Origin of the sequence: Pseudoalteromonas piscicida (genome assembly GCF_000238315.3) — a bacterium.
Taxonomy (GTDB): Bacteria; Pseudomonadota; Gammaproteobacteria; order Enterobacterales; family Alteromonadaceae; genus Pseudoalteromonas; species Pseudoalteromonas piscicida.
Map to the genome: position 1 here is coordinate 4,117,287 of NZ_CP011924.1, position 22,858 is coordinate 4,140,144.

The 22,858-nt window shown below is 43.9% G+C and carries 23 protein-coding genes; 10 read left to right on the plus strand and 13 right to left on the minus strand.

All coding sequences use genetic code 11. The annotated features are described in order from the left end of the window. Position 1: 1 nt before the first annotated feature. Both proC and PPIS_RS18695 read right to left on the minus strand, forming a co-directional pair. Positions 2–823 (minus strand): pyrroline-5-carboxylate reductase, encoded by an 822-nt coding sequence (gene proC / locus PPIS_RS18690; protein ID WP_010379022.1) that lies wholly within the window; start codon positions 821–823, stop codon positions 2–4. Positions 824–836: 13 nt separating this feature from the next. After that, complete coding sequence (locus tag PPIS_RS18695) at positions 837–1,520, minus strand: YggS family pyridoxal phosphate-dependent enzyme (RefSeq protein WP_010379024.1); 684 nt, start codon at positions 1,518–1,520, stop codon at positions 837–839. 30 nt (positions 1,521–1,550) lie between these two features. Between PPIS_RS18695 and PPIS_RS18700 the strand changes: the two genes are divergently transcribed. The 3 genes from PPIS_RS18700 to PPIS_RS18710 are packed head-to-tail and all read left to right on the plus strand — an operon-like array spanning position 1,551 to position 4,598. Then, a complete protein-coding gene (locus PPIS_RS18700) occupies positions 1,551–2,597 on the plus strand; it encodes a type IV pilus twitching motility protein PilT (RefSeq protein ID WP_010379026.1) in 1,047 nt (348 codons plus the stop codon). Positions 2,598–2,611: 14 nt separating this feature from the next. Next, a complete protein-coding gene (locus PPIS_RS18705) occupies positions 2,612–3,733 on the plus strand; it encodes a PilT/PilU family type 4a pilus ATPase (protein WP_010379027.1) in 1,122 nt (373 codons plus the stop codon). Then, on the plus strand, positions 3,711–4,598 hold the full coding sequence (locus PPIS_RS18710; protein ID WP_010379030.1) for a hypothetical protein: 888 nt from the start codon (positions 3,711–3,713) through the stop codon (positions 4,596–4,598). Before PPIS_RS18705 ends, PPIS_RS18710 begins: the two co-directional genes overlap by 23 nt. Positions 4,599–4,902: 304 nt before the next feature. On the opposite strand, the gene ruvX is transcribed toward PPIS_RS18710, so the two are convergent. From ruvX to PPIS_RS18740, 6 genes are all read right to left on the minus strand, one after another. After that, positions 4,903–5,352: a Holliday junction resolvase RuvX gene (gene ruvX, locus PPIS_RS18715; protein ID WP_010379033.1), complete on the minus strand. Its 450-nt coding sequence runs from the start codon at positions 5,350–5,352 to the stop codon at positions 4,903–4,905. 42 nt (positions 5,353–5,394) lie between these two features. After that, positions 5,395–5,952, minus strand: coding sequence for a YqgE/AlgH family protein (locus PPIS_RS18720; protein ID WP_010379034.1), 558 nt, complete (start codon positions 5,950–5,952; stop codon positions 5,395–5,397). Positions 5,953–5,971: 19 nt separating this feature from the next. After that, on the minus strand, positions 5,972–6,931 hold the full coding sequence (gshB, locus tag PPIS_RS18725; RefSeq protein ID WP_010379037.1) for a glutathione synthase: 960 nt from the start codon (positions 6,929–6,931) through the stop codon (positions 5,972–5,974). A gap of 57 nt (positions 6,932–6,988) precedes the next feature. After that, positions 6,989–7,723 (minus strand): 16S rRNA (uracil(1498)-N(3))-methyltransferase, encoded by a 735-nt coding sequence (rsmE, locus tag PPIS_RS18730; RefSeq protein ID WP_010379040.1) that lies wholly within the window; start codon positions 7,721–7,723, stop codon positions 6,989–6,991. Positions 7,724–7,785: 62 nt separating this feature from the next. Then, positions 7,786–8,283 (minus strand): hypothetical protein, encoded by a 498-nt coding sequence (locus tag PPIS_RS18735; protein ID WP_010379041.1) that lies wholly within the window; start codon positions 8,281–8,283, stop codon positions 7,786–7,788. 11 nt (positions 8,284–8,294) lie between these two features. Beyond that, complete coding sequence (locus tag PPIS_RS18740; protein WP_019647608.1) at positions 8,295–9,188, minus strand: DUF350 domain-containing protein; 894 nt, start codon at positions 9,186–9,188, stop codon at positions 8,295–8,297. A gap of 79 nt (positions 9,189–9,267) precedes the next feature. Between PPIS_RS18740 and glnE the strand changes: the two genes are divergently transcribed. After that, on the plus strand, positions 9,268–12,066 hold the full coding sequence (gene glnE / locus PPIS_RS18745; RefSeq protein WP_010379045.1) for a bifunctional [glutamate--ammonia ligase]-adenylyl-L-tyrosine phosphorylase/[glutamate--ammonia-ligase] adenylyltransferase: 2,799 nt from the start codon (positions 9,268–9,270) through the stop codon (positions 12,064–12,066). A gap of 441 nt (positions 12,067–12,507) precedes the next feature. On the opposite strand, the gene PPIS_RS24950 is transcribed toward glnE, so the two are convergent. The 5 genes from PPIS_RS24950 to tolC form a co-directional block, all read right to left on the minus strand. Then, positions 12,508–12,996: a hypothetical protein gene (locus PPIS_RS24950; protein WP_145957339.1), complete on the minus strand. Its 489-nt coding sequence runs from the start codon at positions 12,994–12,996 to the stop codon at positions 12,508–12,510. A gap of 41 nt (positions 12,997–13,037) precedes the next feature. Continuing rightward, on the minus strand, positions 13,038–13,883 hold the full coding sequence (locus tag PPIS_RS18750; RefSeq protein WP_010379046.1) for a hypothetical protein: 846 nt from the start codon (positions 13,881–13,883) through the stop codon (positions 13,038–13,040). A 269-nt stretch (positions 13,884–14,152) separates the two neighbouring features. Further along, the gene (locus PPIS_RS18755; protein WP_010379047.1) at positions 14,153–14,761 is read right to left on the minus strand and encodes a TcpQ domain-containing protein; all 609 of its coding nucleotides are present in this window, start codon (positions 14,759–14,761) and stop codon (positions 14,153–14,155) included. 19 nt (positions 14,762–14,780) lie between these two features. After that, complete coding sequence (gene lpxL / locus PPIS_RS18760) at positions 14,781–15,704, minus strand: LpxL/LpxP family Kdo(2)-lipid IV(A) lauroyl/palmitoleoyl acyltransferase (protein WP_010379048.1); 924 nt, start codon at positions 15,702–15,704, stop codon at positions 14,781–14,783. A gap of 105 nt (positions 15,705–15,809) precedes the next feature. Continuing rightward, on the minus strand, positions 15,810–17,156 hold the full coding sequence (tolC, locus tag PPIS_RS18765; RefSeq protein WP_010379049.1) for an outer membrane channel protein TolC: 1,347 nt from the start codon (positions 17,154–17,156) through the stop codon (positions 15,810–15,812). A 247-nt stretch (positions 17,157–17,403) separates the two neighbouring features. Here tolC and PPIS_RS18770 point away from each other — a divergent pair, with 247 nt between their 5' ends. The 6 genes from PPIS_RS18770 (at position 17,404) to PPIS_RS18795 (ending at position 22,858) form a co-directional block, all read left to right on the plus strand. Next, entirely contained in the window at positions 17,404–18,006 is a 603-nt protein-coding gene (locus tag PPIS_RS18770) for an NUDIX domain-containing protein (RefSeq protein ID WP_010379050.1), read from the plus strand. A gap of 22 nt (positions 18,007–18,028) precedes the next feature. Beyond that, positions 18,029–18,484, plus strand: a complete 456-nt coding sequence (locus PPIS_RS18775) for a DUF1249 domain-containing protein (RefSeq protein ID WP_010379051.1) — start codon at positions 18,029–18,031, stop codon at positions 18,482–18,484. After that, on the plus strand, positions 18,471–19,244 hold the full coding sequence (locus tag PPIS_RS18780) for a metallophosphoesterase (RefSeq protein WP_010379052.1): 774 nt from the start codon (positions 18,471–18,473) through the stop codon (positions 19,242–19,244). Before PPIS_RS18775 ends, PPIS_RS18780 begins: the two co-directional genes overlap by 14 nt. After that, positions 19,229–19,792, plus strand: coding sequence for a YqiA/YcfP family alpha/beta fold hydrolase (locus PPIS_RS18785; RefSeq protein WP_010379054.1), 564 nt, complete (start codon positions 19,229–19,231; stop codon positions 19,790–19,792). The genes PPIS_RS18780 and PPIS_RS18785 overlap by 16 nt, the downstream gene beginning before the upstream one ends. Positions 19,793–19,857: 65 nt before the next feature. After that, on the plus strand, positions 19,858–21,747 hold the full coding sequence (gene parE, locus PPIS_RS18790) for a DNA topoisomerase IV subunit B (protein WP_010379056.1): 1,890 nt from the start codon (positions 19,858–19,860) through the stop codon (positions 21,745–21,747). 1 nt (position 21,748) lies between these two features. Then, a complete protein-coding gene (locus PPIS_RS18795) occupies positions 21,749–22,858 on the plus strand; it encodes a PQQ-dependent sugar dehydrogenase (RefSeq protein ID WP_010379057.1) in 1,110 nt (369 codons plus the stop codon).

Below are 22,858 nucleotides of genomic sequence, written 5' to 3' on the forward strand. Positions count from 1 at the left end.
TTTAGATTTCTTTTTCCATTGCTTCAGCGCGCGCGATACATGCATCCATCGCGTCCGCTACGGTTTTTGGTAATTGCAGTGCTTTTAAATGCTCAACGGCTGCGTGGGTTGTGCCACCTTTAGAGGTGACGTTAGCGCGTAGCTGAGCAATGCTAATATCTGGTTGCGATAATGCCATTTCAGCCGCACCTAGCGCAGTTTGCTGCACAAGCTTTCTGGCTTCCTCAGGACTAAAACCTAGGGCTTTAGCCTTTTCTTCAATGGCTTCCATAAATAAGAAGAAATACGCTGGAGACGAACCCGTTACCGCAATAACGTCGTTGATTTTCGACTCTTCATCAAGCCACAGGGCAATCCCCGTGGATGAAAATACTTGCTCAACATAGTCTTTTTCTTCATCGCTGATGTCGACGCCATACAAGCCAGACACACCGCGTCCAAGCAGTGATGGCGTGTTAGGCATACAGCGCACCATTTTTACCGGTTGGCCGAGCATTTCTCTCAGTCGTGCAACGGTAATTCCGGCGGCGACAGAGATAAACAGTTTATTGCTAATATCAATATCTGCATCTTGGAAGGTCTGACACAGCTCGGCCATCATCTGTGGTTTTACAGACAAGACAATGACGTCAGCCGCGGCGACTGCTTCTAGATTATCTTGTGTTGTTCTTACCGATAATTGCTCTGCGACTTTGGCAAGTTTCTCTGCATTGCGGTTGGTGGCAATAATAGACTGCGCGTCAAAGCCACTTTTGATCATGCCACCGATAATGGCATAGCTCATATTTCCCGTTCCAATAAATGCAATTGTCTTGTTTGACATTGTGTTATTCACCTCACTGTCGTTTGCCAAAAATATCAGTACCAATGCGAACCATAGTGGAACCTGCTGCAATCGCAGTATCTAAATCGCCACTCATTCCCATCGATAAGGTATCTAGCTGTTGATATTGGTCCTTTAGTCTATCAAAGCAAGCGCGCATTTGCTGGAAATATTGTAATTGCTTTTGTTTATCATCGGTTTGCTCAGTGATGGTCATTAAGCCACGAAGCTCCAATTGACGACAGTCATTAATAAACTGCGCCAGCGTATCAACCTCATTGGGATGACAACCTGATTTGTTGTCATCACCGCTAATATTGACCTGCAAGAGCACCTTGAGTGGCTTTAAGTTCGTTGGTCTTTGTTCATTTAGCCTGCGTGCGATTTTCTCTCGATCCACGCTTTGTACCCAATGGAAGTTTTCGGCGACTAATCTTGATTTGTTGGACTGGATTGGACCAATAAAGTGCCATTCAATCGCTTTGTTTTGTTTGAAGTAGGCAACTTTATCAACGGCTTCTTGTACGTAAGATTCACCGAATCGGGTTTGACCTGCCGCAATCGCAGCCTCAATATCGGCGATAGGTTTGGTTTTAGAAACCGCGAGTAATTGTACTGTTTCGCTGAATTGACAGTTTTGCTTGGCTTTTTCTATCCTGCCGTAGGCGTTATCTAAGCGTTCTGCTATTGTAACCATATAGTACTAGTGCTCATTGTGGAGTTATAAATGGATATTACAGAATTATTGGCTTTTAGTGTTCAACACAAAGCATCTGACTTACACCTTTCTTCAGGTGTTTCCCCTATGATCCGTGTTGACGGGGACGTACGTCGGGTGAATATCCCGCCGTTAGAAGCAAAAGACGTCAGCAGCCTCATCTACGATATTATGAATGATAATCAACGTCGTGACTATGAGCAAAACCTTGAGGTAGATTTCTCGTTCGAAGTGCCAAATCTGGCGCGTTTTCGTGTTAACGCTTTTAATTCAAATCGTGGTCCTGCAGCGGTGTTCCGTACTATTCCAAATCAAGTGCTGAGCTTAGATGATTTGGGGGCACCAGACATTTTTACCAAGATTTCCGACAACCCACGTGGCTTAGTATTGGTAACCGGCCCGACAGGTTCTGGTAAATCAACCACGCTGGCTGCGATGGTGGATTATATTAATAACAACAAACATCACCATATTTTAACCATCGAAGATCCGATTGAATTTGTTCATGACAACAAGCAAAGCCTTATTAACCAACGTGAGGTACATAGAGACACGCACAGCTTTAACGCGGCGCTGAGAAGCGCACTCCGTGAAGACCCAGACGTTATTTTGGTCGGTGAATTACGTGATCTTGAGACCATTCGTTTAGCGTTAACTGCCGCGGAAACAGGTCACCTAGTATTTGGTACTTTGCATACTACCTCTGCGCCTAAAACTATCGACCGTATTGTGGACGTGTTCCCTGGTGAAGAAAAAGACATGGTGCGCTCTATGCTGTCAGAGTCGCTACAAGCGGTGATTTCACAAACGTTGGTGAAAAAAGTTGGCGGCGGGCGAATAGCGGCACATGAAATCATGCTTGGGATCCCGGCTATTCGTAACCTTATTCGTGAAGACAAGATTGCACAGATGTATTCGGCAATTCAAACCGGTGCAATGCACGGCATGCAGACCATGGATCAATGCCTTACAAATCTATTAAACCGTGGTTTGATCACCCAGCAGGATGCGCGTGCAAAAGCCCATGACAAAAATCAGTTTAATAGCGGCTATTAAGTAGTGGTGTAGCGATGAATATAGAACCGTTTTTGCAAACAATGGCCAATCAGCAAGCATCCGACTTATTCGTCTCGGCAGGGCTTGCGGTGAGCGCCAAAATTGATGGCGAACTGAGAGCGTTAAGTGAAGAAAGCTTAGATGCCGAGCAGTCACTGAACCTTGTTACCTCAATTATGAGCGACAAGCAAAAGCAAGAATTCTTTAACACTAAAGAGTGTAACTTTGCGATTGCTAACGATATTGGGCGTTTTCGTGTTTCAGCATTTTGGCAACGGGATTGTGCGGGCATGGTTATCCGCCGTATCGTTACTGCTATTCCAGATGTCAATGAGCTCGGTTTGCCGTCGGTCCTGACCGATGTGATTATGTCCAAACGTGGCTTGGTGTTATTTGTGGGTGGTACGGGCACGGGTAAGTCAACCTCGCTTGCGGCACTACTCGGGTATCGTAATCGTAATCAACGTGGCCATATTTTGACCATTGAAGATCCTATTGAGTTTGTGCATCAACACCAAAAAAGCATCATTACTCAGCGTGAAGTGGGCATTGATACTGACAGTTTCGAATCTGCCTTGAAAAGCTCATTACGCCAAGCGCCAGATGTTATTTTAATTGGTGAGATTCGCTCGCAAGAAACCATGGAATATGCATTGAGTTTTGCTGAAACGGGGCATTTATGCGTTGCAACTTTACATGCCAATAATGCCAATCAGGCCATCGACCGTATCATGCACTTAGTTCCTAAAGAAAAGCACGATAAACTGAAGTACGATTTGGCGCTGAACTTGCGCGCTATTGTGGCGCAACAACTTGTGCCTTCTTCAAAAGGTGAAGGTCGAGAGGCGGCCATTGAAGTACTACTGAACTTCCCACTCGTTGCCGAACTTATTAAAAAAGGCGATATTGGCTCAATTAAAGAGGCAATGGCAAAATCGAAAGACATGGGCATGCAAACCTTTGATCAAGCGTTGTTTGAGCTCTATAAACAACAGCGGATCAATTATGCCGATGCACTACATCATGCTGACTCGCCAAATGATCTGCGCCTCATGATCAAGCTTCAAAATAACGAACAAAAAGGTGCGGGCTTCCTACAAGGGGTTACGGTAGATGGGTTGGATTCGAAGAACTAAACGCAGCTATCTATTCTTCGCTTTTGTGCTGAGCTTTGCTGGTGTGCTTAATGCCAGTGAAGCACTTAATGTCTTTATTAGAGATGATGTCCTCGCTGATTATCAACGTTTTGTTGGTGAACGCGACGTCACAAAAATCACCGATTTTAGTGGCCAATATCTACGCCGTGATGTTGTCGATATGGTGATAGCACAGCAAGCTTTGCAAAAAGGTGGCTTCGACAAAGCATTTATTTTTACGCCTGGTTTTGTCAGTTTTCGTGAATCCAATTTGCTTGAAAAAGGGGAACAACTACTTCACTTTGATAGTTATTGGAAAGCAGATCTTGAAAATAAAGGTCGGCTGCTTTTTATCAGTGAGCCTGTTATTCAAAAAGGTCAGTATTTTGCTGGTATTTATCACGGGATAGATAATCAAAAAGTAAAGCAGCTAAAAGAGGAGCAAGGGCTCACCCAGCTAACTTCGGTATCCAACCCTAAGTGGCAGACCGATTGGCAAACCTTGGAGTCACTTCCGCTTAAACAGCTTTATGCTGAACCCGATTGGATGTCACAAGCGCGTATGGTGAGCAAAGGTTGGGTCGACTTTATGTTGATGCCGCTTATGCCTAAGCTAGATAATCGTTTTGTTTTGGAAGATGTTGAGCTCATTGCTAATGAGCATCTAGTTGTGCTGTTAAACGACAGCAGACATTTTGCGGTGTCTCGGCTTCACCCAGAAGGTGAGCGAGCGTTTGCTGCATTACAAAAAGGCCTAGCAATACTACGTGAGCAAGGCCGGATCACTAGCGCGTATCAGCAAGCAGGGTTAATACCTGATTTGAAGAAGTACCAAGTCGTAAACCCTACACGGGAACTACGCTAGTCATTTATACGCCTACTCGCGGCTAGAGTTGCTTTGCTAGCTGTACAAAAACGGCGATTTCACCATAGTGTTTAGAGGAATAAGAGTTGCCTTACTGCTGGTGATTGAAAGCGTTGAGAGTCCGTTAAATATGATGGACTTTTACAGTTAGCCGTACCTTTAATATCAGTACTGAATTTTTGATATTAAAGGTCGGCGCTAGATTGATATTTTTAGTGTGTTATCGCTACACCGACTACGCCGTGTATAAATATCAATTCACTTGGTGGAAAATAAAGCTCAACAGGCCCAAGAGTTAGTCAGGCTATTCCCACATTGCTTCAAAGTAGCTTTCGAGAATAATACAAGCAGACATGCCATCTACCTTACCTTTTGCAAGGTTCTTATAGCCACCTTGTTCAAATAAACGTGCTCTGGCGTCTGCTGTCGTCAAGCGTTCATCTTGTGTTTCTACCGGCAATCGGAAGTGGTTATGCAGGCGGTTGGCAAACTTCTTTGCTCTGAATGTTAAATCTTGATTGGTACCATCCATATTCAGTGGTAAGCCAACCACCAATAAATCAGGCTGCCACTCGTTAATGAATACGGCGATGTCATCCCAATTTGGAATGCCATCGTTTGCCTTAACAGCACCTAAACTTGATGCGGTTGCAGTGATTTCTTGACCGATAGCCAAGCCGATACCTTTAGTGCCAAAGTCAAACCCGATGACGCTACGTTTACCTTTAGGCACTTTTTCTTTTTTGTTTTCCATGAATACTTCGTTTATTAACCTAAGCTCAAAATGACAGGCTAGTTACGCATGACCCGCTTGCGAGCTTAATTGTGCAACGTCGATACCAAGCATTTGCACTGCTTTTTCCCAGCGCTTTTCAGGTGGTGTATTAAATATGATTTCGGGGTCTGCCTCGACGACTAACCAAGTGTTTTCTTTCAGTTCTTTCTCTAGTTGACCACTTACCCATCCGGCGTAGCCCAAGGTGATGATAAATCCTTCGGGAGAGTGTGATGACGTTAAAGAGGCTAAAACATCTTTTGATGTGGTGATCATAATTTCAGAGCTAAGCTCTTGGCTTGAGGCGTAACCAAACTTTGGCGTATGTAATACAAAGCCTCTGTCGGTGTGAACAGGACCACCAGCGTAGATATTTACCTTAGCCGCTTGGCTAGATTTGTCGTTATCGATATCAATTTGATCAAGCAATTCGCCCACGGTGATATCGATAGGATGGTTTACCACCAACCCCATCGCGCCATCTTCGCTGTGTTCACAAAGATAGGTTACCGTATGATTGAAAAAAGGGTCGTCCATGCTGGGCATTGCCACTAAAAAGTGATTAGCGAGTGATTTCATAACCAGACCCCCTTAATGGTTAGTTTTTAGTATGGTCGAGTTTTCGCTCGATCGCATCATAAAACTTATCCATAATTGAAATGTCATATGCCGCTTCAATTTCTTTCACGCAAGTTGGTGCGGTCACATTGATTTCGGTAAGCTTATCGCCAATGATATCTAGGCCAACGAATATCAGGCCCTTTGCCTTTAACGTTGGGGCAATGGCTTCGGCAATTTTCCGGTCCGATTCGCTAATCGGTCTTGCTTCACCACGGCCACCTGCCGCGAGATTACCACGAGTTTCACCGCCTTGTGGAATGCGGGCCAAGCAGTACGGCATCACTTCACCATCTACCACTAACACGCGCTTGTCACCGTCTTTAATGGCTGGTATATAGTTCTGCGCCATAGCATAGCGGGAACCATGCTCGGTAAGTGTTTCGCAGATCACGCCAATATTTGCGTCATCTTGTTTCACTCTAAAAATAGACGCGCCACCCATCCCATCCAAAGGCTTGAGAATGATATCGCCATGTTTAGCTAAAAACTCGCGAATTTGTGATTGATTACGCGTAACCAAAGTATCTGGAGTATGTTCGCTAAACCACGCAGTAAAGAGCTTTTCATTGGCGTCGCGCAGGCTTTGTGGTTTATTTACCACAAGCGAACCTGCAAGTTCAGCGCGCTCAAGAATATAAGTGGCGTAAATATATTCAGTGTCAAAAGGCGGATCTTTACGCATTAAAATAACGTCAAGGTCGCCTAAATCGATTTCTTGTTTCTCAGCTAGTTCATACCAATGGGAAGTATCGTCAAATACCTGCGCTTTTGCTGCTGTCGCTTTGGCAACGCCTTGGTACAAGAAAAGGTCATTCATTTCCATGTAATACAATTCATAGCCGCGCTGCTGTGCCGCCAGCATCATGGCAAACCCGGTGTCTTTTTTAATGTTAAAGCCACTGATTGGATCGGAAATGATCCCTAATTTAATCGTCATAGACGCTCCCATTGCGCTTGCTGAGTTTACCCATGATATGGGGGTTACTCTATGTATTTAAAGTGCTAAATCGCCGAATTGCAGCTGTAGTGCGCTTAGTACTGTTAGAGCCGCGGTTTCAGTACGAAGTACACGTGGGCCTAAACGGACATCAACAAACCGCTGTTGAGCGGTGGCGTCAAGCTCCTCATCGGTAAAGCCGCCTTCAGGCCCCACTAAAAAGCGGATCCCAGACTGGGTATACGGCAGTGTTTTTATTGAATGTTCGGCCCGAGGATGTAGTGTGATTTTTAACTCGTCGCTTTGCTGTGCAAGCCATTCAGACAACTCCATCGGCGGGTGAATAACAGTGATGGTATTACGTCCGGATTGCTCGGCTGCGGCAATTGCTATCTTTTGCCATTGCTGGTGTTTTTTTGCTAGACGCTCACCACTTAATTTAACGCCGCAGCGTGTGGTAAACAAAGGAGTAATTTCGCTCACACCCAGCTCTACCGACTTCTGAATTGTGAAGTCCATTTTATCACCGCGAGAAATCCCTTGCCCAAGATGTATGGCAAGTGGAGATTCTACATTTTTGTCTTCAAATGACTCTGGTACAGCAACGACTTTCTTTTTCCCAACTTCACTTAATTGACATAGGTACTCGCCACCTTGTCCGTTGAACAGGCTGACTTTATCTTTGGTTGTCATTCTAAGCACTCGGCCTATGTGTCCTGCGGCGTCATCATCCAAAGTAACTGGAACGCCAATGGCCAAGGGCGAGTCTTGATAAATATGTGGAATACGCATAATTCGATTATTCAGTTGCTGTTTTGTGGCAATGGTAAGCGCTCGCGCACGGTTAGTCTATATCATCCTGCCACTTTAGCTTTACCGCATAGTAACCCGGTGAGCTTGGCAAGCATCAAGTCAGGGTCGGGGAGGCCAGCGGTATCCGGATGACAAGATAAGTGATTGATTAATGCTTGTGAGTGCAGTTTAGTGATCTGAAAACCTTGCGGGGATTGTTCGATTAAAAACCGGTGGGGGTGAAGAGAATCAAAAATAAAGCGCTGCTCCTCGGTGGCTAAATGATAGTCCAGAGAATAGAGCAGCACGGCATGAATGTTATGGTGACGATGCAAATAGCTGGCAAGTTCAGAGACGCTGATTTCATTGTCAAAGTCACAATAACAGTAGTCTTTTATTTGCTCTTTAAACATCATCTTAAGCATGTGTTTGGTATTGTCACCCGCGATAATAATGTTGCTGGCTTGGCTAGAGCGCACGTTTTGCAAATGCTCGACGAGTTCTTGGCTAAAATCCCAATTGCTATCTACCAATAAAAATCCATCACTTAAAGCGTTCATGCAATATTGCGTTACACCGAAAACAAGTTAATAAGTAAATAGCCTATGGAGCAGAAAACCGCAAACTCCAAACATGCGATACCAACGTTATCTTGGTGGTCTACCTCTAAGCCAATATTGACCTTAGGTAAGGATAAATGCAGTAATACGTAGCTACCAATGTAAAGAAAAAGCCACATTACACCGCAATGTATGACAACCGAAAACAAGTTTTCTACCACTTTTGCACCATGGTAGGGAGCGCTGTGCAGCCCCGCATACATGGCTAAAGAGAGGCCGATGGATTTGCCCGCATAACGAATACCAATCGAAGTGTTTCTGAGATTAAAGTTTTGTTGTAAAGAAGCCCCTTGGTTAAACTTGGCAAAACGACTTTCTCTGATTTTACTATCTAGCGTATAAAGTAGCTGCAATAGCATAAAGCCAAGGGCTACGACTAATAGATCGCTCCAGCCTTTCGGGTGCACCCAATGATATAAACCAAGCACCAATATGGTGTTACCGAGTAACATGCCAGAGTCCACCATCGCGGCGCAGATATTTTGCTTTAAAATCGCTTCTTCTTCGTCAAACTGATACAAAATCCATTTGCGATGGATCCATTGGCCGAAGTATACAAAGGCAATGATCAACCCAATATGTAAGGCCACTTGCAGAGGGTGTGCCTGCGCTCTTACCACGCCTAAATCATTGAATAAATATGCAACACAAATACACAGCATCGTCACTTGACTGGCATAGCTGATCCCAAGTGCAAAGTTGTCACGTTGTGCGAGCTCGTCATCCAGGAGATTGTTGGCGCTACGCTGGATCATTAAGCGCAGCAAAATAGTCAAACCGCAGACAATGACAAAGCAAATCAAAATCGCTAAAAAGTTGATATTGTTTAAAGACAAATAACTCATACTCGGTGTAAGGTTGTGTTTTAGATAGAGTTACTATAACACTGCTCACAAAGAGAGCCAGCCTACCGTGGAGTTTTTTATGTCGGAATTGTTTGTTCAAGCAGCGCTGAATACGCTTGCTCAAGAGCGTTACCAAATGATTTATGGTGATGCGCCGATGGAGCCCAAACTGGCACGGTTACTGGCGCTGAGTGATTTTGCCGAGCGTACACTTGCACGATTTCCTGAGTGGGGAGCTTGGCTGCTCGATGATACGCAGATGCAAATGCGCGATTGTCCTGATGTGTTTGACTTCTCCGCGCCATTGGTTGAAGAAAAACAAGCTTGGCAGAAGCTGCGTCACTATCGATTAAAGTATTGGCTTAAAGTGATGTGGCTGGATTTGGTTGCAGGCAATGAGATTGATGACAGTATTCGCTATGTTTCCCAGCTGTCCGATACTTTGGTTTCAAATGCTTACCAATGGGCGTACTTAAGCGTAGAAGCGCAATCAGGCTCACCAAAAGATGAGGCTGGTAACTCGATACCTATGACGGTATTAGGCATGGGAAAGCTTGGCGGTAAGGAGCTGAATTTTTCCTCTGATATCGATTTGATCTTTGCCTATCCAAGAAGTGTCGACACATCCGGTGGCCGGCGTAGCATTGAGGCGCAAGTTTTTTACACTCGAGTGGCACAAAAACTTATTTCAGCGCTTAATCAAGTTACCATTGATGGCCAAGTATTCAGAGTCGATATGCGTTTAAGACCGTTTGGGGATAGTGGTCCTTTGGTGATGAGCTATGCCGCGATGGAAGACTATTACCAAGACCAAGGTCGAGAATGGGAGCGCTATGCGATGTTAAAGGCGCGACCAATTGGTGAGTTATCGCCGTATTGGCAAGAGTTTTACGACCTAATCCGGCCGTTCGTCTATCGCCGTTATATCGACTTTTCTGTGATAGATTCACTGCGAAAGATGAAAAACATGATTGCCCAAGAGGTGAGACGCAAAGGCTTAACGAATAACATTAAGCTAGGCGCTGGTGGCATTCGAGAAGTAGAGTTTATTGTGCAGGCTTTGCAACTGATACGCGGCGGTCGCGAAACGCCATTACAAACACCGTCATTGTTACAGGCGTTAGAAGAGCTTGAAGCGTTTGAGATTGTCCCTATCGAGGTCAAAAATCGTCTGCATGAGAGCTATTTAGTGCTGCGTAAAGTTGAGCAATATCTACAAGCATTTGACGACAAACAAACGCAAACTTTACCCGACAACAACTTAGACTGCCTGCGCCTGAGCCACTTATTGCAATGTAACGATTACGCTGAAGTCGAGCGAATGCTAAAGGTTGTGACGCAGCATATCCGGGCTGAGTTTAGCCAAGTTATTGGTGAATCGCCCGAAGAAGAATTAGATGAAGACGATAGCGCGGTTTATGCATGGCAAACGGGAGAAATTGCGCAGCTGGGCCAGTGCCGAGCTGCGCCGTGTTTTGAGACTTGGCAAACTGACTTGATGGAGTTTAAACAAGGGCTAAGTAAAAAGCAGGCAGGCACCCGTGGTCGCGATATTCTCGATAAGTTAATGCCAGCTTTGTTACGAGAGCTCAGTAAACAAAACATGGCGCCAGCGCTCGCTCGTGTGCTCAGTGTGATCAATAAAGTGGCGTCTCGTACTGCATATTTGGAGCTACTTTACGAAAATCACGGTGCGTTGACTCAACTTATCAAACTTTGTTGTCATAGCGCGTGGATTGCTGAGCATATTGCGAAATATCCGATCCTCCTTGATGAGCTTATCGATCCACAAACTCTCTATAAACCTTTACCATTAACGGCCTATAAAAATGAGATCCAGCAAGCATTTTTGCGTATAGATGAGCAAGATGTTGAGCTACAGATGGAAGCGCTGCGACAATTTAAACAAACGCATCAGCTAAAAGTCGCGGCTGCAGACGCCACTGGTGTGCTGGATATTATGAAGGTGAGCGATCATCTAACTGCGCTTGCTGAGGCGATTATCGCAAAAGCCGTCGATATTGCTTGGGGGCACATGGTGGCACGTTTTGGTGCGCCTGAAGGTGCAACAATAGAAGAAAAAGGCTTTGCTGTAATAGCGTATGGCAAGGCGGGGGGTTATGAGCTTGGTTACAACTCAGATCTAGACTTAGTGTTTGTGCATAATCGTGACGGCGAAAGTCAAACTCAGGGTGATAAACCTATCTCTTCAAGACAGTTTTATATGAAGCTGGCACAGCGCTTAATGCATTTGTTCAATACCAAAACGCTCTCTGGCATGCTTTACGAATTAGACACTCGACTTCGCCCTGAAGGAAACTCGGGCTTACTCGCTATCAATCTAGAAAGTTTTTACCAATACCAGTTAGAGCAAGCTTGGACATGGGAGCATCAGGCGCTGGTCAGAGCTCGTATGGTGTTAGGTGAGCCGCAAATGGCTGCACGATTTGAGGAAATACGCCATGCAATACTAATGCAGCAGCGAGACGTGCCTAAATTGGCGGAAGATGTTCGCAATATGCGTGAAAAAATGCGAGCCCACCTTAACCAAGATAGCGACACTCACTTTGACTTAAAGCAAGGAGTGGGTGGAATGACTGACATTGAATTTATCAGTCAGTTTATCGTTTTGCGATATGGGAATCAGTACCCGGAACTTTGTATCTATCCAGATAATATTCGTATTTTAGAGGCTGCAAAGCTGGTCTCAGTTATATCAGAGGATGAGTGCAAAAGTTTAGTGGATGCTTATTGTTTCTACCGTGATACTTATCATTATCAGTGCCTAAATGCGGGCGCACGATGTATTGATTTAACGGAATGCGAAAGCATGAGAAATGCTGTAAGCGATATTTGGCACATAACTTTAAGTATTTAGTGAAACTGGTATAAGATTCTTTAGTTGTTAGTTTTAGCGTCGAGTGTCCTAAAGAAGGATAAAAATCAGTATTTTAGCTTTTATCTGGGCTTCACCATTATTCAATGGGAGAAAGCAAACTACAGTACTGTGGTAGCGAGGTAAATAACCTGAGGTTTGGATAAGGCATGAGCTAACTCATTGTTTTTTAGTCACCTTAAACTATCTTCTTATCTAGCCTGAGAGTTTTGGGGATAACTCCGCTCTCGCGTCCTGCTACCGCCCTGGTACCTACATCCTGTAGGCAAGGCGAACTTACGCACCAATGCCTGGCTATTGGAAGTGAATTCGACGCAGTTAGCGCTAAAACTGGCTGCTAGAAAGGCATTAATTATCCGAAGATCAGGTTAAATATAAGGCCAATACAAATCGAGTGATTGGCCTTATTTCAAGTATTTACTATTAAGGGATCATACCACAGCGCCACACTCTCACTGTTTGAGTTTCCGTGCGGCAGTTGGTCTTAATTGTCTCTGTTGATGTTGTAGTTACTAGCTTGTTGTTAGTTAACCCTATATTACCGCTGTAAGTGTAATTGCTAATCCACCTTCTTCCTTCTGGATCTGTGTACCAATAAGTTCCAGTTCTTGAAGTGTAAACGCTAGAAGGGCAAGTATTAGACTGTTCAATGATCCTCAAGCCTGTTTCATAGCTTGTCATTGGTAGTGGAAAGTCTGGTTCATGCCATAAATGGCCTAACCAGGTGACACCCCCATAGCTACAATGTCTTTTTGTCGTTTCAACCGTTCTCGTTTCAGTGTCACAAACTTGAACTTGTCGTGTTTGATAATCCCAATAACCTTGCCCTCCTGGGCAGTCGATTCTGGCTTCAGAGACTGAGCTACATGCGAGTAGTGTAGTTCCTAATACGGATAGATAAAAGTTCTTCATTTTATTCCTTTATTATTAGTTATAGTTAAATGCAACTTTAATCAGTATGTAAACTGTAGGAGCTGCTGTTCATTGAAAAGTGACTTTATTTCAGCCAGCTTTTCAAAGTCGGTGGAAACTTGTTGCTTGGCATAAGGGCTGCCTGCGGTACCTAGCGTGATATCACTTGGCGTACTAAAAACAGATTGACTTAATCGAGATACCTCTTGTTTTTGATACTCTGATAATTCAATTTTATTTAATTCATTTTGTAACATGGCTAACTTTTGACTTGCTAACAGCTTTTGCTCTCTTAATTCAAAGGCTTGATATTGCTTAATTTGATCTGCGCTTAATAAGCTGCTAACGGTTGTTGCGAAAGACTTGGCATTATTTTGTAGTTTATACTCGAAATCAGCTCGAATTTGAGGAACATTCGTAGGATCTAATGATGCTGTCGCTTGATAATGCTCCCAGATCTCATAGTCTTGATTTGCCTTTGCCATTAAGGCTTCTTGTAATTCGACTTTTTCAACATCATCAAGCTCCATCTCAGCAGACAAGTGACTGACCGTGGGCATAACATTGACAACCTTCAAGTTATCAAGTGAAACAGCGCGAGGCGCTGATAGTTCAGGTTTTGGCAGTTGAGAGAAGGTTGATTGAAGCTCGTCTGTGTTATCTAAGTTCGTAAAGTTTGAGTCTCTCTTTGTTTGGCTTTCAACTAATCTCTTATGCAATTCACTGTTTTTAGATTCGATCTGCGCTAACTCTGTTTGAAGTGTATTAATAGTTTGTAGATGAGTGTCATTAATTGACTCTGCAACCTGTGGCTGATTAGTGGAGAAGATAAAATAAGCAGAAGCTAAAGTAATGCCCGTAAAAAAGGAAATCAAGGAGTTAAACATGATGCACATTGTTTTTTATTTTTATTATTTGTTTCTATATTTGATCCTTTGTTATTTTTTGTAAAGTTTTATTTGTAATTTTGTTGAGCTAAACGATATAAATTAACTTTTAGGAATGCGCTTGAAATTAGGTATTTGTATGAAGAACAATCGTACTTTCTAAATTTAGTTAGTTGATTTTTATTCTTATTTTTTAATTCTATGGAGGAGGTTGCTTTGGTGTAATTGCTTCCTTTAAGCATAGTGGACTAAAGGAAGCTTGTATTTTGTTAGCCCGCTAGCTTACGACAGTTTTCACGTACATAGATTGGTGGGTTTTCGGTGATAACCGCAGCGCGCTCTCGTGGGCAGAAAAATGTGTAGACTTGAAATTCAAAGTCGTCGTTTATCGCCGTTCCAACCTGATAGAGTGCAGAAACAAAGTCGGTATCGAGACGGAAGTTATATTTCACCACGTAATCTCGCTCTAGATACCAAAATAGTTCCACACCTTCTTCTTTGGCTTGCTTTGTAAGCACATCTTTAAGTGTGTCTCCCGTATCGAAGCGTCTTGGTTGCTTCTCACCGGTCCATTTGGGGTTAGATGGTTTAACTGCAAGCGCTCTTTGTGCTAGCGCATCATCGAGCGGATAGGTGGGCTTTCCGAGTGTGATAACGTATTTTTCACGATCAGTATCACGATTGCTCATGCTATTTCTAAAGCTTTCGTAAAATTGCGACAGGCCTTGCGCTGCAACATTGGTGGTTTCTCTAAAGTTCATGTCTTTGGAGGCACCAAAAAGAAAATAGTAGGCAGCCCAAATGAGTAACACACCCAGTGACAGATGTTTAGCCCAAAACCAGATTGATGATAATTTATTTTTTTTCTTCTTAGCCATTTCAAACTACTCCAAGACCCTAGTAAAACGAAGGTGCCTTTTCATCAGGTCGCGTTTTAAAGCGACGATGCACCCACATATATTGATCCGGCGCACAATTGATTGCTTGCTCCATTCTCTCGTTGACGCGAGTAACATCCGCAAGGTCATTACCACTTGGGAATGATTCTAAAATAGGTTGTATGTCTAAATGATACATCCCTTTTGCGTCTCTCGTACAGTGTAAGCTTAAAGTCTCAGCCTTTTTACTAGCAGAAAACAATAAAGTACCAGTTGTGGTTGCAGCATCAGGGACGGCGAAGAAAGGTGCAAACTCACAGCGTTTACGACCATAGTCTTGGTCCGGTAAGTAATAACAAACGCGTTTGCTTGAGAGCGTTTTCAATAATCCTTTGACGTCTCGCTTTGTCACTAAGTACTCATTTGAGCGCAGTCGCCCACGGGTCATAAAAAACTCCATTAGCGGATTGTTATGCGGGCGATAAAATCCAACACCCTGCATTTTAGTGCCCAGCACTCGACTGGCCATTTCAAGGTGCAACATATGGGGGACCAGCATAAGCACGCCTTTACCTTGTTTTTGTACGGCTTCAATATGCTCTAAACCTTTGATGGAACCCACTACCTTATTAATACGCCACTGCGGCCACCACCATGCCATTCCTGTCTCAAGTGTTGCTATGCCGGTATTTTCCATATTCTTTAGTAGCATCGCTTTATGTTCTGTTTCACTTAGGTGTGGAAAGCAAAGTTTCAAATTAACATCAGCAATATGGCGGCGACGTTTCATATATTTATGGACTAGACGTCCAAGGCCTTTACCCAGTGCAAATTGAATATTTTGTGGGAGCCATGAGATTAAATACAGGGCGAAAACACCAAGCCAAGTCAGCCAAAATTTAGGTGCTAAGAATGACCATTTGAAAGGTGAATGAGTAACCAAAGTAATATACCTGAGACTTTATTGAAGAGGCTAGTTTATCTATATTGCTGTAAAAATACAAAAAGCCAGCATAGCTGGCCTTTTTAGAGGTGATGACCGAAGTACTTAGCCTTCAATCAAACCTTGGTTGATTGCTTCAAGATCGGTACGAGATAGCGTACCTGCGGCTTGTTTTAAGCGTAGCGACGATAGTACATAGCGATAACGAATATCAGCTAAGTTGCGTTTCGCGTTATAAAGGTTTTGCGTGCTTACTAGTACGTCAACGATGGTACGAGTGCCTACATCAAAACCCGCTTCAGTTGCTTGTAATGCACTTTCTGCTGAAACAACCGCTTGCTCTAGTGCACGGTATGTTGCAACATCTGAAACCACTTGGTTATAAGATGTAATCACCGAGCGTGTCATGTTACGCACTGCTGCTTCCATATCCTCGCTGCTAGCAACGAAGTTTGCGCGAGCTTGATCGGTCGCAGCAACTGTTTGACCACCAGTGTAAATTGGTACGTCTAATGTTAAGCCAACAGAGGTTCTGTCACTACGAGGTGCGTGCTGTCTACCCGCGCTATCAGCCAGAGAATCAGAATAGGTGGCGTTTAATTTTAGTGTTGGATAGTGGCCAGCCTTCGCTAAATCGATTTGATCTTTTGCGATATCAACCGCGGATTTTGCAACTTGAAGGTCTAAGTTCTTCGCTTTTGCAATCTCGATAAAATCGTTTGTATTCTGCGTAGGCTTAACTGTTGAGAAGGTTTCAGTATTTAATTTATCTAGTTTAGCGTGATACTTACCTGTAATCGTACGTAACGTTTCACGCGCAGTTTCAACTGCATTACTTGCAACAATTTCGTCTGCAACCGCGCGGTCAAACTGCGCTCTTGCCTCATGTACGTCTGTAATTGCAGTCAAACCAACTTCGTAGCGCTGTTTAGTCTGCTCGAGCTGACGTTCAATTGCGCGTTTCTCTGCTTGTACAAACTCTAGGCTATCTAATGCGCTTAGCACGTTGAAGTAACCTTCAGCTATTCGGACAATCAAAGTTTGCTTTTGCTGTTCATACTGAGTTGCTGCTTGCATTGCACGCTTTTCGGCAATCGATAGTCCTTGCCAAGATGCCATATTAAAGATGGTTTGGTTCAAAGAGATTGAACGCTGAAAAGTATCAGTGTCAGACTCATGTAAAGTGTAGCCGGTGCCATCATGTTGCTCGTTCAGGGCGCCTTCTGATGTAACGTCTGTATAGCTCATTTGAAAGCCAAGCTGAGGTAGTAATACCCCTAACGCTTGGTCTTGTGCATATTTTTGTGCATCTGCCTGCGCTTTAGCCTTTAATACGGTAGGATCGTTAACCGTTGCAATGTCGTATACTTGCAGTAGATCTTCCGCGTGGGACAGGCTGCTTGAAAGTGCGCACGACAACCCAACAACTAATGATAGTAGAGTTTTTTTCATTTTTCGCTCAGTCCTTAGACAATTTTTATACTGTCAGCATGTTACCCTGTTTTTGCGGCCCAATTAAAGACCAAATGCGTAAAACATCGCCAACAAGTGTAACAGAATATATTAATACCACTTGGGTATTGTAAAGTGGAAAAAGTTAAAGGTAAACGACTTCGTTTACTTATTCAGATATGACCCTACTATAAGGGCGATTGGTTAGCTTTTAAACCGTTGCTATCAAAAAATACAGGATTATTTTATGAAACCTTTGAGTCAGTTCAACAAAGACGACGTCAATGTTTCTTCAATAGAAACAATCTTCAATGGTTTTTTTACCATTCACAAGTACCAATTTACCCACGCTTTGTTTAATGGCGGGGTATCAGAGCTAATAACTCGCGAGATATTAGAGCGTGGTCATGCGGTTGCAATATTACCGTACGATCCTATTACAGACAGCGTGTTGCTTATTGAGCAAATTCGCATAGGGGCGTTGGCTTCAAAAAATTCCCCTTGGCTTTTAGAGTGCATTGCAGGAATGGCAGAAGGGAGCGAAGATTACGAGTTTGTTGCAAGAAAAGAAGCCAAAGAAGAAGCTGGGCTTGAGCTTGATAAGCTCATTTATATGCGCTCTTATTTATCAAGCCCTGGTGGTACAACAGAGCGACTATATTTGTATTTAGCGCTTGCTGATTTATCTGAAGCGGGTGGGGTTTATGGATTGGCTGCAGAAGGTGAAGATATCAAAGTGCATGTGATGCCACTTGATGAAGCTCTTGCACGTCTTGATAATGAGGAAATCGATAACGCTGCCACTGTTATTAGTCTACAATGGTTGGCATTAAATAAAGCGCGGATATAGAAGCAGTTTAGGAGTCGTATTTTTGTCACAAGTGCTGAGCTCAAAGCAGTATATTCAATCTCTGCCCCGTTACATCACGCTGTGCGAACGTAATTATTTACGGGCGCTAAAATTGCTACCTGAAGAAGTGGTCGGTGAGAGTCGAGTGATTGACTTAGCCTCTGCGCGATACAGTTTGAGCGTTGCTGGAGTCAGTAAATACACAACGGACATTCACATCGAGCAGATGGCGACAGTAAGCGCCCATCTACCTCACTTCTCTTTGTCTGTGCGCCTCTACCATGATGCTAAAGTGGCTGAAGTAATTCATCGTGATTATCATCGTCGAATAAAGCCATCCTATGGTTACCCAAATCCTGATATGCACCAAAAAGATGAAAAATATCAAATAAATGCGTTTTTAGCTGACTGGCTTATGGTGTGTTTAGAAAAAGGCCGCGTGCATTTAAACTGGGATGTAAACAATGGCTTGGTTTGATCTCGAGCTACAACTCGATAAAGCGCAAATTCGTATTGGTCATTTTACGGATTGTCATTTGTTTGCCATGCCCTCTGGGGAATACTTTGCGGTAAATACCGCCGCTAACCTTGAACGCACCCTCGCAGCAATGGCAAAAGAGCATTTTGATTGTGTGGTGTTTGGCGGTGATTTAACACAAGATCACAGTGCAGCTTCTTATCATGAGTTTGCCCGTATAGTGAGAGAGAGTGAGTTGCAATGCCCGGTTCTTTGGGTGCCGGGTAACCACGACGAGCTAGCTTTACTCGAAGAAATAAGTGCTGGGCAAATCGTCCGCCAAAAATGCATCACAGGCCCGTTTGGGCAGGTGTTACTGTTAAACTCAAAGAGTGAAACACCCGCCGGATGGTGTGCTAAGTCACATTTAGATGCGCTCAAAGACAAGCTTAACAATAAGATCAACAATACGATTGTTTTTGCTCACCACCATCCTAGACCGATTGATGGCTATTTAGATAAACATATGCTCGAAAATGGTCCTGCACTTTTAAACCTGTTGGTAGACTCAGAGCAAGTCTTAGGGCTATTTCATGGTCATGTGCATAATGAATATCAACAACAATTTCGCACTTTACCTATCTACGCTACGCCTGCAACATCAATCCAATTTGATAAGTACACAAAGGACTGGGAACAGTCTGATTTGGGCCCCGCTTATCGTGTCATCGTATTTAGTAAAAGCGCTATAACAACAGAGGTAAAATGGCTCGGAAAGTAGTTTATATTCACGGCTTTAATAGCTCTGAGCTATCCTATAAAGCGACGGCATTTGGTGAATATATGTTGGATAAACAAACGCCATACATTGTCCCAAGGCTGCATTATGACCCGAGAGTCGCATTGGCACAGTTGGATAGCGTCATTGATTCTGATACTGTGTTATTAGGTAGCTCGTTAGGTGGCTATTACGCCACCTACTTTTCGCAACACCTTGGCTGTAAAGCAGTGGTGATAAACCCTGCAGTGAGGCCTTTTTCATTATTAAATGACTACCTTGGACCACAATACAATCCTTATCAGGATTGTCATTATGAGCTGCAGCATGCGCATATTGATGCGTTAAAATCCTTGTATGTCGAGCAGCTTAGTAATCCAGAAAACTTGCTATTATTGCAACAAACGGGCGACGAGGTGCTGCCTTTTGAAGAGGCGGTGCGTTATTATAGTCATTGTCGTCAAATTATTGAGTTTGGTGGGGATCATAGCTTTGTTGAATTTCCACGCTATTTTGACACCATCACCAAATTTTTAACTATCAAAAATTAGAATCTATACACAAAGCAGTACGTTGTGCATATACTAGCGGATAAAAAGATAACTAGAACTAGCCTATGAGTCAGCAAAACTATAATGCCGAAGCTATTGAGGTACTCAATGGCTTAGAGCCAGTTAAGCGCCGTCCTGGCATGTATACCGATACCACCAGACCTAATCATTTAGGCCAAGAGGTTATCGATAACAGTGTCGATGAAGCCTTAGCCGGACATGCCACCAAGATTGACGTGATCTTGCACGAAGACAACTCCTTTGAAGTTATCGATGACGGTCGAGGAATGCCTGTGGATATTCACCCAGAAGAGGGTGTGCCTGGGGTTGAATTGATCCTGACCAAGCTTCATGCCGGGGGCAAGTTTTCCAATAAAAACTACCAGTTCTCCGGTGGTCTTCATGGGGTGGGTATATCGGTTGTTAATGCGTTGTCGACTCGGGTCGAAATTAGCGTTAAACGCGATGCGCAAATCTATGAAATGGCATTTGAAAACGGCGATAAAGTCGAAGACTTAAGAGTGACAGGCAGCGTTGGTAAGCGTAATACCGGCACCTCAGTACACTTTTGGCCCGACGCGAGTTATTTTGACTCGGCTAACTTCTCAATTACTAAGTTAAACCACTTGCTCAAAGCCAAGGCTGTATTGTGTCCTGGGCTTAGAATTCGTTTTGTAAATAAACAGACGAAAGAAACGCAAGAATGGCACTACGAGGCAGGTCTTGAGGATTACCTAAAAGACAGCGCTGAAGGCTATGAAGTGCTGCCGAAATCTCCATTTACAGGCAGTTTCAGTGGCTCAACCGAAGGGGTCGATTGGGCGCTTCATTGGTTGCCAGAGGGCGGCGAATCTATCGCTGAAAGCTATGTAAACCTAATTCCAACGGCACAAGGTGGGACTCATGTAAATGGGTTACGCCAAGGCTTACTTGAAGCGATGCGAGAGTTTTGTGAATTCAGAAACCTGATCCCGCGTGGCGTGAAACTGACGCCTGATGATGTTTGGGACCGCTGTAGTTATGTCTTGTCGGTTAAAATGCAAGATCCACAATTTGCCGGGCAAACCAAAGAAAAGCTGTCATCACGTTCGTGCGCTACCTTTGTGTCTGGCATTGTCAAAGACGCCTTTAGTTTATGGTTAAACGAACACACCGAAACCGCAGAGTTACTTGCTGAGCTATGTATCAGCAATGCGCAAAAACGTTTGCGTGCTGCGAAAAAAGTGGTTCGTAAAAAAGTCACTTCTGGTCCTGCTTTACCGGGTAAATTAACCGATTGTTCTGGAAGTGAAACCGAACGCTCAGAAATATTTTTGGTGGAAGGGGACTCAGCAGGTGGCTCGGCAAAACAAGCACGAGACCGTGAGTTTCAAGCAATCATGCCACTGCGCGGTAAAATCCTAAATACCTGGGAAGTGGAATCTGGACAGATCTTAGCCTCGCAAGAAGTACATGATATTTCAGTTGCTTTAGGTATTGATCCAGACTCTGAAGATTTATCAGGCCTGCGCTATGGTAAAGTATGTATCCTCGCGGATGCGGATTCTGACGGACTTCACATTGCAACTTTGTTATGCGCACTTTTTGTGAAGCACTTCCCTGAGCTTGTTCGTAAGGGCCATGTTTTTGTTGCCATGCCGCCGCTATTTCGTATTGATGTTGGTAAAGAAGTTTACTACGCCCTTGATGAAGATGAGAAAAAGGGCATATTAGACCGTATCGAGGCTGAAAAGAAACGCGGAAAAGTCAACGTACAACGCTTTAAAGGGTTGGGTGAAATGAACCCGTTGCAATTGCGTGAAACCACCATGGATCCAAATACTAGACGTTTAGTTCAGCTGACATTAGATGAGCCTGAACAAACCCTCGAAATGATGGATATGCTGTTAGCTAAGAAGCGCTCTGGCGACCGTAAAATTTGGCTTGAGCAGCACGGAGATAAGGCAGAGGTTTAACATGAAAATACATAGTAAATTGACCACGGTAGCGACGACGCTGGCAGTAGCGTTATTAAGTTCACCAGCACTGGCAAACGATATGCTTTCGCGCCTTTCAGTACCTAAAGGGTATGAGCTGAGCTATTTTGCGAAAGATGTTGAAAATGCAAGACAAATGGCGGTGGGCAAAGATGGCACTGTGTATGTTGGCTCTCGCAAAGCGGGTAAAGTTCACGCACTCATTGACAACAACCGTGATGGCGTAGCCGACAAGAAAATCTTGGTTGCAGAAGGGCTGAATATGCCCTCCGGTATCGCCCTAAAAGACGGTGACTTATATGTTGCTGAAGTTGAGCGTATTGTGCGTTTTAAGCAAATCGCAAAAAACCTCAAGGCACCGGTAAAAGAAGTGGTGTTCGATGATTTGCCTGACAAACGCCACCACGGCTGGAAGTACCTAACAGTATCGCCTGAAGGCGAACTGATCATTCCTGTTGGCGTGCCTTGTAATATTTGTGCCGAAGACCCTAAGTTTGGTCGTATATTTTCACTAAATCTTGAGACCAAAAAGCTTTCGACGATTGCTAAAGGCGTGCGTAATTCAGTGGGTTTTGATTATCACCCAGTAACCGGAAAGTTATGGTTTAGCGATAACGGTCGTGACATGATGGGAGATGACATTCCACCATGTGAAATCAATCGTGTTGACGAAATTGGTCAGCATTTTGGCTTCCCGTATGTTCATGGTGGCAGTGTGCTTGACCCTGAATTTGGCGAGGGTAAATCGGTGACTGACTACGCCATGCCAGCACTTGCACTTCAAGCGCACGTTGCACCGCTGGGCATTCACTTTTACCGTGGCGAGCAATTTCCAAAGGCAATGAAGCATCAGCTTTTTGTTGCTGAACATGGTTCTTGGAACCGCAGTAAAAAAGTGGGCTATCGAGTAATGCGAGCAAACGTGCAAGATGGCCAAATTAGAGGCTATGAGCCTTTCCTTACCGGCTTTATGGAAAACGAAACAACCTATGGTCGACCAGCCGCAATTGCAGAGCTCGACGACGGTAGCCTGCTCGTTTCCGATGATTACGCCAATGCGATATATCGCATCAGCTACAACAACAAGTAA

Bases quoted from the DNA above. Each gene is read 5' to 3' on its own strand.
- proC (WP_010379022.1), bottom strand. From the start codon at position 823: ATGTCAAACAAGACAATTGCATTTATTGGAACGGGAAATATGAGCTAT.
- PPIS_RS18695 (WP_010379024.1), bottom strand. From the start codon at position 1,520: ATGGTTACAATAGCAGAACGCTTAGATAACGCCTACGGCAGGATAGAA.
- PPIS_RS18700 (WP_010379026.1), top strand. From the start codon at position 1,551: ATGGATATTACAGAATTATTGGCTTTTAGTGTTCAACACAAAGCATCT.
- PPIS_RS18705 (WP_010379027.1), top strand. From the start codon at position 2,612: ATGAATATAGAACCGTTTTTGCAAACAATGGCCAATCAGCAAGCATCC.
- PPIS_RS18710 (WP_010379030.1), top strand. From the start codon at position 3,711: ATGGGTTGGATTCGAAGAACTAAACGCAGCTATCTATTCTTCGCTTTT.
- ruvX (WP_010379033.1), bottom strand. From the start codon at position 5,352: ATGGAAAACAAAAAAGAAAAAGTGCCTAAAGGTAAACGTAGCGTCATC.
- PPIS_RS18720 (WP_010379034.1), bottom strand. From the start codon at position 5,952: ATGAAATCACTCGCTAATCACTTTTTAGTGGCAATGCCCAGCATGGAC.
- gshB (WP_010379037.1), bottom strand. From the start codon at position 6,931: ATGACGATTAAATTAGGGATCATTTCCGATCCAATCAGTGGCTTTAAC.
- rsmE (WP_010379040.1), bottom strand. From the start codon at position 7,723: ATGCGTATTCCACATATTTATCAAGACTCGCCCTTGGCCATTGGCGTT.
- PPIS_RS18735 (WP_010379041.1), bottom strand. From the start codon at position 8,283: ATGAACGCTTTAAGTGATGGATTTTTATTGGTAGATAGCAATTGGGAT.
- PPIS_RS18740 (WP_019647608.1), bottom strand. From the start codon at position 9,188: ATGAGTTATTTGTCTTTAAACAATATCAACTTTTTAGCGATTTTGATT.
- glnE (WP_010379045.1), top strand. From the start codon at position 9,268: ATGTCGGAATTGTTTGTTCAAGCAGCGCTGAATACGCTTGCTCAAGAG.
- PPIS_RS24950 (WP_145957339.1), bottom strand. From the start codon at position 12,996: ATGAAGAACTTTTATCTATCCGTATTAGGAACTACACTACTCGCATGT.
- PPIS_RS18750 (WP_010379046.1), bottom strand. From the start codon at position 13,883: ATGTTTAACTCCTTGATTTCCTTTTTTACGGGCATTACTTTAGCTTCT.
- PPIS_RS18755 (WP_010379047.1), bottom strand. From the start codon at position 14,761: ATGGCTAAGAAGAAAAAAAATAAATTATCATCAATCTGGTTTTGGGCT.
- tolC (WP_010379049.1), bottom strand. From the start codon at position 17,156: ATGAAAAAAACTCTACTATCATTAGTTGTTGGGTTGTCGTGCGCACTT.
- PPIS_RS18770 (WP_010379050.1), top strand. From the start codon at position 17,404: ATGAAACCTTTGAGTCAGTTCAACAAAGACGACGTCAATGTTTCTTCA.
- PPIS_RS18780 (WP_010379052.1), top strand. From the start codon at position 18,471: ATGGCTTGGTTTGATCTCGAGCTACAACTCGATAAAGCGCAAATTCGT.
- PPIS_RS18785 (WP_010379054.1), top strand. From the start codon at position 19,229: ATGGCTCGGAAAGTAGTTTATATTCACGGCTTTAATAGCTCTGAGCTA.
- parE (WP_010379056.1), top strand. From the start codon at position 19,858: ATGAGTCAGCAAAACTATAATGCCGAAGCTATTGAGGTACTCAATGGC.
- PPIS_RS18795 (WP_010379057.1), top strand. From the start codon at position 21,749: ATGAAAATACATAGTAAATTGACCACGGTAGCGACGACGCTGGCAGTA.